Genomic DNA, 11,535 nt, shown 5'->3' with positions numbered 1-11,535 from the left:
CAGCGATATGAGCAACAAAAATCCACTTCGCTCGAAGCTTGAACGAGTCCGCGTAGCGGCGCAGCGCTCCGGCGCCGTGGTATTGCTCAAGGGCGCCGATACGGTGGTGGCGTCGCCGGACGGCCGGGCGGCGATCGCCGCCAATGCGCCGCCGTGGCTGGCAACCGCCGGCTCCGGCGACGTGCTGACCGGGATCATCACCGGTCTGCTGGCGCAGCGCGTCCCGGCGTTCGAGGCTGCCTGTATCGGCGTGTGGATGCACGGCGAGGCGGCGTGCGAGGCCGGGCCGGGCCTGATCGCCGAGGATCTGACCGAGACCCTGCCGGCGGTGCACCGCCGGGTCTATGACGCGCTCGGCATCGAGTACTGAGCGCTTCCGAAAAGAGTCTCGATTCCGTCGGGGTTTGGAACCAGGTTCTCAGGTGACGAGATAGCTCCGCACCAGCCGCGGCTCCGACCATTTCGCCGCGTAGGACTCGATCAGCCACAGCCCGGGATACTCCGCCGCAAAGGCGATGCGCTGGGTCTGGCCGGCGTCGATCGCCAGCGTATCGAGCCAGAACGGCTTCCAGCCGTCATCGAGCCGGTCGAGCAGCCGGAAGTGATGGCCGTGCAGGTGAAACACCATCGGCATGGTGGCGTGGTTGGTCAGCGCCAGCACCACGGTGCGGCCGCGCTTGACCTGAAACGCCGGGCCGGCCGCCGGGTTGAACTTGTCCGGCGCGAACCAATCGAGCTGCGCGTTGACTAGGGCGCCGAGCAGCAGCTCGGCGCGGAGCGCGCCGCCGAGCGGCAGTTGGCTGGGCATGCCGTTGGCCGGCAACGGCGCCGGCTGCGGCAGCGGCGCCGCGCGGAGCGGCGGATCGCCGGCATAGACCAGCTTGCCGAGCTCGGTCGGCTTGCCGCCATCGTGCAGGGTGATCGCCGCCCGCGATCCGGCGGCCTTCGGGGTGTCGATCAGCGCATCGACGCGGCCGCCCGGCGCGATCACCAGCGCGCCGCCGCGCGCCAGAAAAGGCTCCGCCGGCTGGCTGTCGAGGGCCATCACCCAGACATTGTGATCTTCAATTTTAAGCGCGATCACATTGCGTTGGCAGGCGTTGATGAAGCGGAATCTAAATCGGCCATTGGTCCGGACGGTAAACTCCGCCGACGGCTTGCCGTTGACCGTGTACAGCCACGGCGTCGCGCCGGCATCGACGCCTGCGGGGCGCGGCTTGCCGTCGTCGCCGAGGCGATAGTCTTCGATCAGCACCACCTGATCGCCGTCGGTCTGCGGCGGCTCCGGCTCGGTGACGATCAGCGGCAGCGCCGGCATTGGTGCCGGTCCGGCGTCGGCGGCCAGCCGCAGGTCGGCGAGCAGGGTGCCGGCCGACCGTAACGTGAGCAGGAAGCTGTCGCTGCCGCCGGGCGGGACCGGCTGCATCTTCACCAGTGGCTCGGCTGCACCGGCGCCGCCGAGGCCGCGCAAGGTGAGGAGAGCCGGCTCGGCGAGCTTGTTGTCGAATTGCACCGCGACCTCGTCGCCGCGCAGCAGCGGCGGGCCTTCGAGGCTCAAGACCGGCCGCGCCACCGCAGCCGCGCCCGGTTTCAGCACGGCCGAGCCCATCGCGGCGCGGAGCACCAGCGTCTTGCGCGCCGGCGCAGCCGCGGCCTGGATCGGCAGCGCTGGCGCGGCCGCTACGGCGCCAAGGCCGGCGAGCACGGTGCGGCGGGACAGGGCAAGCGGCTGATCGGTCATGTGCGATGCGGACCACGTTCGCCGCGCGCTGTCCAGCGGTCTGCGACAACGTGAGGCTTGAGGCGGCCGAGATTCGGCCCCTAAGACTGAGTTCCCATTTGCTGCATGACGAGGTTGCCTTCTCCATCATGACGACGACCGAAGATGCCGGTTGGCTCGAACGACTCTCTCTTATTCTCGACGCGTTTCGGGAGATTCACCCCGAAATCACTGCCAACCAGATCCTCGTGTTGCTGCAGATCGGAGGCAAACCCGGCATCACCCAGCGCGAGCTCTCCGATCGCACGGGCCTCAAGGACGGCACGATTTCGCGAATCTGCGCGCTGATGTCCGAACGCGGCCACCAGGATCGCGCCGGGCTGTCGATCGTCGATATCCGCGGCGTACCGGGCGATTACCGCCTGAAAGGCCAGTATCTGGTCGGTCGCGGCACCGATCTCTACGCCCGCGTACAGTCATTGATGATCCCCGGCGGCTAAGCGAGGAGCGGTTTGGGGCGGTAACCCGCGTCGGCTCACAGCAAGCGTCGCCGATCTGCGACGGCCCGCCGCGGTTGGTAAAAGCTGCGGGTTTCTCTTGATGCGGGCCCTATATGTCATGCTATAAGCCGCCGCCCGCGGCATCGCGGCCGGACATGATGCTCTTCGCGGGCGTGGCGGAATTGGTAGACGCGCTGGATTTAGGTTCCAGTGACGAAAGTTGTGGGGGTTCGAGTCCCTCCGCCCGCACCACGCAAGTGCTTTTGCTCATGACGATTTTCGGAGGGCCGTCCGCCAGGACGGATGTCCGCCAACCCGATGGTGCAGGCCGTGAGGCCGCATCGTACAGTTCGACCATTTCCGGTCCTTCGGCCGGAGCCAAGAGAAGAAGATTGACGCCATGCAGGTCAAGGAAACCGTTGCCGACGGATTGAAGCGCGAATTCCAGGTCAATGTCCCGGCTGCGGACATCGACGCCAAGATCGACGAGAAGCTCGCCGATCTGAAGGACAAGGTGCGCCTCAACGGCTTTCGTCCGGGCAAGGTGCCGACCGCTCACCTGAAGCGCGTCTACGGCCGTTCGGTCGCCGCCGAGACCATCGACAAGCTGGTCCGCGACACCAATGACGGCATCTTCTCGGAGCGTGGCTTCCGGCTCGCCACCGAGCCGAAGATCACCATGCCGCAGGACCAGAAGGAGATCGAGGACATCCTCGAGGGCAAGTCCGATCTCAACTACACCGTGGCGATCGAAGTCGTTCCGGCGATCGAACTGGCCGACTTCAAGAGCTTCTCGGTCGAGAAGCCGGTGGTCGAGGTTGCCGATTCCGACGTCGATGAAGCGATCAAGCGCATCGCAGACGCCAACCGCGCCTATGCCGACAAGGCGGAAGGCGCCAAGGCCGAGACTGGCGACCGTGTCACCGTGTCGTTCAAGGGCACGATCGACGGCGTCGCATTCGACGGCGGCACCGGCGAGGACATCCCGGTGGTGATCGGCTCGGCGTCCTTCATTCCGGGCTTCGAGGATCAGCTCGTCGGCATCGCGGTCGGCGAGACCCGCACCATCAAGGTGACGTTCCCGACCAACTACGCCAGCGAGACGCTGGCCGGTAAGCCGGCCGAGTTCGAGACCACCGCGACCAAGCTCGAGGCTCCGCAGGAGACCACGATCGACGACGAGTTCGCCAAGACCCTCGGCCTGGAGTCGCTCGACAAGCTGAAGGAAGCCGCCAAGGCCCGTCTCGCCGCCGAATACGCCGGCGTTTCGCGGCTCAAGGTCAAGCGCCAGCTGCTCGACCGCCTCGACGAAGCCCACAAGTTCGATGCTCCGCCGTCGCTGATCGAGCAGGAGTTCGAGGTGATGTGGCGCTCGATCAACGCCGAGATGCAGTCGACCGGCAAGACCTTCGCCGACGAGAACACCACTGAAGACGCCGCGAAGGAAGAGTATCGCAAGATCGCCGACCGCCGCGTCCGCCTCGGCCTGGTGCTGTCGGAGATCGGCGAGAAGAACAAGATCCAGGTCACCGACGACGAAGTCAGCCGCGCGGTGATCGAGCGCGCCCGTCAGATGCCGGGCCGCGAGAAGGAAGTCTGGGACTTCTACCGCTCCAATCCGGAAGCGCTGGCCCAGCTCCGCGCCCCGATTTACGAAGACAAGGTGGTCGACTTCATCCTGGAGCTCGCCAACGTGACCGAGAAGCCGGTTACCCGCGAGGAGCTCTACAAGGACGAAGACGACAAGACCGCGGCCTGATCCGCATCGTCTCAAGAATCATCGCTGCGGCCGCCGTGACCCCGTCACGGCGGCCGTTTTGCGTCGTCAGGCACCGTTAACGATGCGGCGTGAAAGCCGGCTCGCCGGCGGCGAAAAGCCGTTCGTCGGTTTTGCCGGGATTGGCCGAATCGGTATCAACTCACGAGTGGAAACGGGGGCCACCCTTGTCGCCGCGCAATCGGCTCATATCTGTGACCTCGCTTCACGTCCTGCATCACGGGGCGAACGCCTGCGGCGGAGCCGTTTTTTGTCGCTCCCGCGAGCTGTCGCCTACGACAACCCTCAGGTGATTTATGCGCGATCCGGTGGAAACCTACATGAACCTCGTGCCGATGGTGGTCGAGCAGACCAACCGCGGCGAACGAGCCTACGACATCTTCTCGCGCCTCCTGAAAGAGCGGATCATCTTCGTGACCGGCCCGGTCGAAGACGGCATGTCAACGCTGATCGTCGCGCAGCTTCTTTTCCTCGAAGCGGAAAATCCGAAGAAGGAAATTTCGATGTACATCAACTCGCCGGGCGGGGTGGTGACATCGGGTCTGGCGATCTACGACACCATGCAGTTCATCCGCCCGCCGGTCTCGACGCTGTGCACCGGTCAGGCTGCGTCGATGGGCTCGCTGCTGCTCGCCGCCGGCCACAAGGACATGCGGTTCTCGCTGCCGAACGCGCGCATCATGGTGCATCAGCCGTCCGGCGGCTTCCAGGGCCAGGCGACCGATATCATGCTGCACGCCCAGGAGATTCTGAACCTGAAGAAGCGGCTCAACGAGATCTACGTGCATCACACCGGTCAGACCTACAAGGCGATCGAGGATGCGCTGGAGCGCGACAAGTTCCTGACCGCCGAAATGGCCCGGGAATTCGGTATCGTCGACAAGGTGATCGACAAGCGCCCCGAGGATCCCGCGCCGGCCCCGAAGGCTGGTTGAGCCGCGAGCGTCCCGAGGTCGGGCATTCCGCCCTCGGGATTCTCACAGGAAAGCCCCAATGTTCCGCTTTCGTGCCGAGCTCCCGCGTGACAATGGCGCAACGCTGCGTTGATTTCAGCGACCAAGGGTCGCGCAGACGCAACAAATCACGCTATTGTCACGTCGGCCGGCGTCCGGCCGATTAGCGAATTCTTGATAGACGGGTGACAGTCTGATTGGCTGAACCTGATCGACGAAAGTGCTTGGGGGATTCGAACTCGGTCGCGGTTCGCGGCCAGACTGATGCGGGGGTCTTTTCTGGTACGGAAATTGCTAACTTTAAACTCGACTGCCGGGCATCGGCTCGGATCAGGCGATGACCGGAAAAGACCGAACGGCGGACGGAGATAGAAATGAGTAAGGTCGGTACGAGCGACTCCAAGAACACCCTGTACTGCTCGTTCTGCGGAAAGAGCCAGCACGAGGTCCGCAAGCTGATCGCCGGCCCCACGGTATTCATCTGCGATGAATGTGTGGAACTGTGCATGGACATCATTCGCGAGGAGAACAAGTCCTCGCTGGTGAAGTCGCGTGACGGAATCCCGACGCCGAAGGAGATCTGCAAGGTCCTCGATGACTACGTCATCGGCCAGAACCATGCGAAGAAGGTTCTCTCGGTCGCGGTCCACAATCACTACAAGCGGCTGAACCACCAGACCAAGCACAACGACGTCGAACTGGCGAAGTCGAACATCCTGCTGATCGGTCCGACCGGCTCGGGCAAGACGCTGCTGGCGCAGACGCTGGCGCGGATCCTTGACGTGCCGTTCACGATGGCGGATGCGACCACGCTGACCGAAGCCGGCTATGTCGGTGAGGATGTCGAGAACATCATCCTGAAGCTGCTGCAGGCGGCCGACTACAATGTCGAGCGGGCGCAGCGCGGCATCGTGTACATCGACGAAATCGACAAGATCAGCCGCAAGTCGGACAATCCCTCGATCACCCGCGATGTTTCGGGCGAGGGCGTCCAGCAGGCGCTGCTGAAGATCATGGAAGGTACGGTGGCGTCGGTCCCGCCGCAGGGCGGCCGCAAGCATCCGCAGCAGGAATTCCTGCAGGTGGACACCACCAACATCCTGTTCATCTGCGGCGGCGCGTTCGCCGGCCTCGAGAAGATCATCTCGTCGCGCGGTCGGACCACCTCGATCGGCTTCGCCGCGCAAGTGCTCGCGCCGGAAGATCGCCGCACCGGTGAGATCTTCCGCCACGTCGAGCCCGAGGATCTGCTCAAGTACGGCCTGATCCCGGAATTCGTCGGCCGTCTGCCGGTGGTTGCCACCCTGGAAGACCTCGACGAGAACTCGCTGAAGAAGATCCTGACCGATCCGAAGAACGCGCTGGTCAAGCAGTACCAGCGGCTGTTCGAGATGGAGAACGTCGAGCTCACCTTCGCCGACGAAGCGCTCGGTGCGGTCGCCCGCAAGGCGATCGAGCGCAAGACCGGCGCCCGCGGCCTGCGGTCGATCCTGGAGAGCATCCTGCTCGAGACCATGTTCGACCTTCCGGGCCTGGAAGGCGTCGAGGAAGTGGTGATCTCGCGCGAAGTGGTCGATGGCACCGCTCGGCCGCTTTACATCTATGCCGACCGCACCGACCGTGCGGCCGAGACCAGCGCCAGCGCCTGACGCGCAGCGCCGACGCGGCGGCCCTCCGGGCCGCTGCCGCAACGATCAGAACGGGCTGCAGCCGCGTGTGGCGGCTCGTTTCTGTGCATCAGCATTCCGCGCCAAAGCCGGACAAAACGTTGCGTTTTCCACGACTTGACACCCCACCGCCGGATAGCCACCTAATTGGTCGGCGATGACAAGCGTTTTCAGGATTCGCCTCAATCATTCCGGAGACCGAGGCCCTGACCGGCCGGAGAAGACCGGACACCTCCGCACCTCGTGACGGCAGCGCCGATGGCGGGCCGAGGGCGAGGGGGCAAAACGAAAGGAACGGGGCCATGACCGCCACCAAACCCAGGCCATCGATCACCTACGGCGAAAGCCACTCCTATCCGGTTCTTCCGCTGCGCGACATCGTCGTGTTTCCGCACATGATCGTGCCGCTGTTCGTCGGCCGCGAGAAGTCGATCCGCGCCCTCGAAGAGGTGATGAAGAACGACGCGCTGATCATGCTGGCGACGCAGAAGAACGCGTCCGATGACGATCCGGCTCCCGATGCGATCTACGAGATCGGCACGCTGGCCAGCGTTCTGCAGCTGCTGAAATTGCCCGACGGCACCGTCAAGGTGCTGGTCGAAGGCCTCGCGCGCGCCAAGGTCGACAAGTACACCGATCGCGCCGATTACTACGAGGCCGACGCCGTCGCACTCGAAGACAGCGATGCCAGCTCGGTGGAAGCCGAAGCGCTGGGCCGCTCGGTCGTGTCCGACTTCGAGAGCTACGTGAAGCTCAACAAGAAGATCTCGGCCGAAGTCGTCGGCGTGGTGCAGTCGATCACCGACTTCGCCAAGCTCGCTGACACCGTCGCCTCGCATCTTGCCGTCAAGATCGCCGATCGCCAGGGCATCCTGGAGACGTTGTCGGTGACGCAGCGGCTTGAGAAGGTGCTCGGCCTGATGGAGAGCGAAATCTCGGTCTTGCAGGTCGAGAAGCGCATCCGCTCGCGCGTCAAGCGCCAGATGGAGAAGACCCAGCGCGAGTACTATCTCAACGAGCAGATGAAGGCGATCCAGAAGGAGCTCGGCGACGAAGACGGCCGGGACGAACTCGCCGAACTCGAAGAGAAGATCGCCAAGACCAAGCTCTCCAAGGAAGCACGGGAGAAGGCGCAGCACGAGCTGAAGAAGCTGCGCCAGATGTCGCCGATGTCCGCGGAAGCGACCGTCGTGCGCAACTATCTCGACTGGCTGCTGTCGATCCCGTGGAACAAGAAGTCCAAGGTGAAGAAGGATCTGGAAGCGGCGCAGGCCGTGCTGGATTCCGATCACTATGGGCTCGAGAAGGTCAAGGAGCGGATCGTCGAGTATCTCGCGGTGCAGTCGCGCGCCAACAAGCTGTCGGGCCCGATCCTGTGCCTCGTCGGCCCGCCCGGCGTCGGCAAGACCTCGCTCGGCAAGTCGATCGCCAAGGCCACCGGACGCGAGTTCGTCCGCGTGTCGCTCGGCGGCGTGCGTGACGAAGCCGAGATCCGCGGTCACCGCCGCACCTACATCGGCTCGATGCCCGGCAAGATCATCCAGTCGATGCGGAAGGCGAAGACGTCGAACCCGCTGTTCCTGCTCGATGAGATCGACAAGATGGGCGCCGATTTCCGCGGCGATCCGTCCTCGGCTCTGCTCGAGGTGCTCGACCCCGAGCAGAACGGCACCTTCAACGACCACTATCTCGAGGTGGACTACGATCTGTCTAACGTGATGTTCATCACCACGGCGAACACCCTGAACATTCCGGGGCCGCTGATGGATCGTATGGAGATCATCCGGATCGCCGGCTACACCGAGACCGAGAAGGTCGAGATCGCACGCAAGCACCTGATCCCGCTGGCGCTGACCAAGCACGGCCTGGAGGCGAAGGAGTGGTCGATCGACGACGACGCGTTGTTGCTCGTCATCCGCCGCTACACCCGCGAGGCCGGCGTCCGCAACCTCGAGCGCGAGATCTCTACGCTCGCGCGGAAGGTGGTGAAGGACCTGATGCTGTCGAAGAAGAAGTCGGTCCACATCGACGAGAAGCAGATCGAGGAATATCTCGGCGTGCCGAAGTTCCGCTTCGGTGAGATCGAGAAGGACGATCAGGTCGGCGTGGTCACGGGTCTGGCGTGGACGGATGTCGGCGGCGAGCTGCTGACGATCGAAAGCGTGATGATGCCGGGCAAGGGCCGGATGACTGTCACCGGCAACCTGCGCGACGTCATGAAGGAATCGATCCAGGCGGCGGCGTCCTACGTCCGCAGCCGCGCGATCACCTTCGGGATCGAGCCGCCGTTCTTCGAGAAGCGCGACATCCACGTCCACGTGCCGGAGGGGGCGACCCCGAAGGACGGCCCGTCGGCCGGCGTGGCGATGGCGACCACCATCGTGTCGGTGCTGACCGGCATTCCGATCCGCCGCGATATCGCCATGACCGGCGAGATCACGCTGCGTGGCCGGGTGCTGCCGATCGGCGGCCTCAAGGAGAAGCTGCTTGCCGCGGCCCGCGGCGGCATCAAGACGGTGCTGATCCCGGAAGACAACGCCAAGGATCTCACCGAGATTCCGGACGCCATCAAGGGTGGTCTCAACATCATCCCGGTGGCGCGGATGGACGAGGTGATCGCCAACGCGCTGACCCGCGCGCCGGTGCCGATCGTCTGGGAAGAGGAAACCAAGCTGCCCGGCACCCCGGACAGCGCGGAAGCCTCCGACGAAGCCGGCGGTGGCCTGACCGCCCACTAAGGCGGCAAGCGACACACAACGAACTCAGCGGCGCCCGAAAGGGCGCCGTTTGCGTTTGAGGAGCTGAGAGCCGGGAAAGATCGGATCAACAAGAAGATGCTTGGGACGTGCCGGATCGGCTACAAATCCACTGGTGACGATTTTGAAGCGTGGTCCGGGGCACAGCGGTGGGGAAGATGATGGAAACAGCTGCATGAGCGCCGGCTCGTCCCGCGGTGAGCTTGTCCTCTATCGCACCGAGGATGGCCGCGATGTGATCCAGCTTCGCGTGGTTGACGGTACGGTCTGGCTGACGCAGGCCGAAATCGCGGCGCTGTTCGACACCAGCAAGCAGAACGTCAGCCTGCACCTGAAAAACATATTTGATGACAAAGAGTTGCTGCGGAGTTCAGTTGTCAAGGAATCCTTGACAACTGCCGCCGACGGCAAGGCCTATCAGACCTCGATCTACAACCTCGACGCCATTCTGGCCGTCGGTTATCGCGTTCGCAGTCCGCGTGGCAGTCAGTTCCGGCGCTGGGCGACCACGGTATTGCGCGAATACCTGACCAAGGGCTTCGTCCTCGACGACCCCCGGCTTAAGGAGCCTGGCGGTCTTGACTACTTCGACGAACTGCTACGCCGAATCCGGGATATTCGGGCGTCGGAGAAGCGGTTTTACCAGAAGGTCCGTGACCTCTTTGCTGCCACCAGCGTCGACTACGACGGCTGCGCCGACACCGCCAAGGCATTCTTCGCCACGATCCAGAACAAGCTTGTATTCGCAGTTACCGGGCAGACGGCGGCTGAGCTGATTGTCGCTCGCGCCGACCCGGAAAGACCGAACATGGCGCTGACCAGTTGGGTGGGCGACCGCGTGCGCAAGACCGACGTCACAATTTCGAAGAACTATCTCACAACGGAGGAGATCGAGTCCCTCAACCGTCTCACGACGATGTTCCTCGACTTTGCTGAAGACCGCGCCTCGCGCAGACAAGAGACGCGAATGGCCGATTGGATCACGCAGACCGACCGCTTTCTATCCTTCAACGAGCGCGAGGTGCTTCAAGGCAAGGGACGAATGTCGCATGAGCGGATGACGGAGATCGCACATGCACGGTTCGATGCCTTCGATGCCGACCGCCGCGCTGCGGAGACGATCGCGGCCGAACGCGAAGCTGCCGACGATCTGGTGAAGCTCGAAGCAGAAGCGCGCCGCCTCACGCAGAGGAAGCCGGAAACCTGAGTAGCTGCTCTACATCGCTCGCTTCACGGTCATCCCAGCGGTCAACGAGACGAGGGCTGCCTTGCACGTCACGCTTGCCACAGCGCAGATCTAAGGCGCTCGCTAACGTCACACACTCGCCGGCGCCCTGCGGGGCGCCGTTTGCGTTTCGGCGCTGGGGAGGCCGATCAGGCGGGCCAGGGCGTCTTCCGGCAGCGCGGGGCTGAACAGGTAGCCTTGCATCTGATGGCAGCCGAGGCGGCGCAGCAGGTCGCGCTGGGCGGCGGTCTCGACGCCTTCGGCAAGCGTGATCTTGTTGCCGGCAGCGGCGATCTGCACGATCGCGCGGACGATGGTGGCCGATCCGGCTTCCTCGGTGAGGGTGTCGACGAAGCTCTTGTCGATCTTGATCTTGTCGATCGGGAAGCGGTGCAGATAGCTGAGCGACGAATAGCCGGTGCCGAAATCGTCCGGTGGGCGGCAAGCCCGGTGCTGGCGAGCGCCGCGGCGACCTTGAGCGGGAAGGTGGACCGCCGGAACTGGATCGGCGACACGTTGACCGCGACCGTCATCGACGCCGGCCAGCCGACCGCGACACGGCAGGCCTGGTCCAGCACCCATTCGCCGAGGTCTTCGATCAGCCCGATGTCTTCGGCGAGCGGAATGAACTCGGCCGGCGAGACGAAGCCGCGCAGCGGATGCTGCCAGCGCAGCAGCGCTTCGCAACCGGCGATCGCGCCGGAATTCAGATCGACCAGCGGCTGGAAGTGCAGCTGGAAGTCGTGTTCGGCCACCGCGCGCTTGAGCTCGGTCGCGAGGTCGTGCCGGGCTTTGGCCTTGGTATCCATCTCCGGCATGAAGAACCGATAGGTGCGTCGGCCTTCGGCCTTGGCTGCGTACAGCGCGAGGTCCGCCTTGGCGATCAGATCGTCGACCTCGCAGCCGTGCTCCGGCGCCAGCCCGATGCCGATGCTGG

Annotated in this window: 8 protein-coding genes, 1 tRNA gene and 1 pseudogene; 8 read left to right on the top strand and 2 right to left on the bottom strand. The window is 64.2% G+C overall.

Annotated elements, in window-relative coordinates:
* Positions 1-370: ADP-dependent NAD(P)H-hydrate dehydratase (locus DYI24_RS12240; RefSeq protein WP_164572477.1), on the top strand; the 370-nt coding region annotated here is incomplete at its 5' end.
* Between the two features lie 48 nt (positions 371-418).
* Here the strand turns inward: DYI24_RS12240 and DYI24_RS12235 are convergent.
* A complete protein-coding gene (locus DYI24_RS12235) occupies positions 419-1,741 on the bottom strand; it encodes a multicopper oxidase family protein (protein ID WP_164572476.1) in 1,323 nt (440 codons plus the stop codon).
* Between the two features lie 98 nt (positions 1,742-1,839).
* Here DYI24_RS12235 and DYI24_RS12230 point away from each other — a divergent pair, with 98 nt between their 5' ends.
* From DYI24_RS12230 to DYI24_RS12200, 7 genes are all read left to right on the top strand, one after another.
* Positions 1,840-2,220 (top strand): MarR family transcriptional regulator, encoded by a 381-nt coding sequence (locus DYI24_RS12230; RefSeq protein WP_246701236.1) that lies wholly within the window; start codon positions 1,840-1,842, stop codon positions 2,218-2,220.
* Positions 2,221-2,387: 167 nt separating this feature from the next.
* Positions 2,388-2,472 (top strand) — tRNA-Leu (locus tag DYI24_RS12225).
* A 148-nt stretch (positions 2,473-2,620) separates the two neighbouring features.
* The gene (gene tig / locus DYI24_RS12220; protein WP_164572474.1) at positions 2,621-3,979 is read left to right on the top strand and encodes a trigger factor; all 1,359 of its coding nucleotides are present in this window, start codon (positions 2,621-2,623) and stop codon (positions 3,977-3,979) included.
* Positions 3,980-4,293: 314 nt separating this feature from the next.
* Positions 4,294-4,932, top strand: coding sequence for an ATP-dependent Clp protease proteolytic subunit (locus DYI24_RS12215; protein ID WP_107344854.1), 639 nt, complete (start codon positions 4,294-4,296; stop codon positions 4,930-4,932).
* A 392-nt stretch (positions 4,933-5,324) separates the two neighbouring features.
* On the top strand, positions 5,325-6,599 hold the full coding sequence (gene clpX, locus DYI24_RS12210; RefSeq protein ID WP_011158509.1) for an ATP-dependent Clp protease ATP-binding subunit ClpX: 1,275 nt from the start codon (positions 5,325-5,327) through the stop codon (positions 6,597-6,599).
* 320 nt (positions 6,600-6,919) lie between these two features.
* Positions 6,920-9,355 carry an endopeptidase La gene (gene lon / locus DYI24_RS12205; RefSeq protein ID WP_164572473.1) on the top strand — a complete coding sequence of 812 codons (2,436 nt, stop codon included), beginning with the start codon at positions 6,920-6,922 and terminating at the stop codon, positions 9,353-9,355.
* Between the two features lie 193 nt (positions 9,356-9,548).
* Positions 9,549-10,580 (top strand): virulence RhuM family protein, encoded by a 1,032-nt coding sequence (locus tag DYI24_RS12200; RefSeq protein WP_164572472.1) that lies wholly within the window; start codon positions 9,549-9,551, stop codon positions 10,578-10,580.
* A 108-nt stretch (positions 10,581-10,688) separates the two neighbouring features.
* Here DYI24_RS12200 and DYI24_RS12195 read toward each other — a convergent pair.
* Positions 10,689-11,535, bottom strand: a pseudogene (locus tag DYI24_RS12195) (putative bifunctional diguanylate cyclase/phosphodiesterase); the annotation flags it as partial.

It is taken from the genome of Rhodopseudomonas sp. BR0C11, from assembly GCF_010820945.1.
GTDB lineage: Bacteria > Pseudomonadota > Alphaproteobacteria > Rhizobiales > Xanthobacteraceae > Rhodopseudomonas > Rhodopseudomonas palustris_H.
Note: the sequence above shows the minus strand (reverse complement) of the source record. Positions and strands in the feature narration are given on the sequence as shown.

Coding starts and splice junctions, on each gene's coding strand:
- lon (WP_164572473.1), top strand. CDS start 6,920: ATGACCGCCACCAAACCCAGGCCATCGATCACCTACGGCGAAAGCCAC.
- DYI24_RS12215 (WP_107344854.1), top strand. CDS start 4,294: ATGCGCGATCCGGTGGAAACCTACATGAACCTCGTGCCGATGGTGGTC.
- tig (WP_164572474.1), top strand. CDS start 2,621: ATGCAGGTCAAGGAAACCGTTGCCGACGGATTGAAGCGCGAATTCCAG.
- DYI24_RS12235 (WP_164572476.1), bottom strand. CDS start 1,741: ATGACCGATCAGCCGCTTGCCCTGTCCCGCCGCACCGTGCTCGCCGGC.
- clpX (WP_011158509.1), top strand. CDS start 5,325: ATGAGTAAGGTCGGTACGAGCGACTCCAAGAACACCCTGTACTGCTCG.
- DYI24_RS12200 (WP_164572472.1), top strand. CDS start 9,549: ATGAGCGCCGGCTCGTCCCGCGGTGAGCTTGTCCTCTATCGCACCGAG.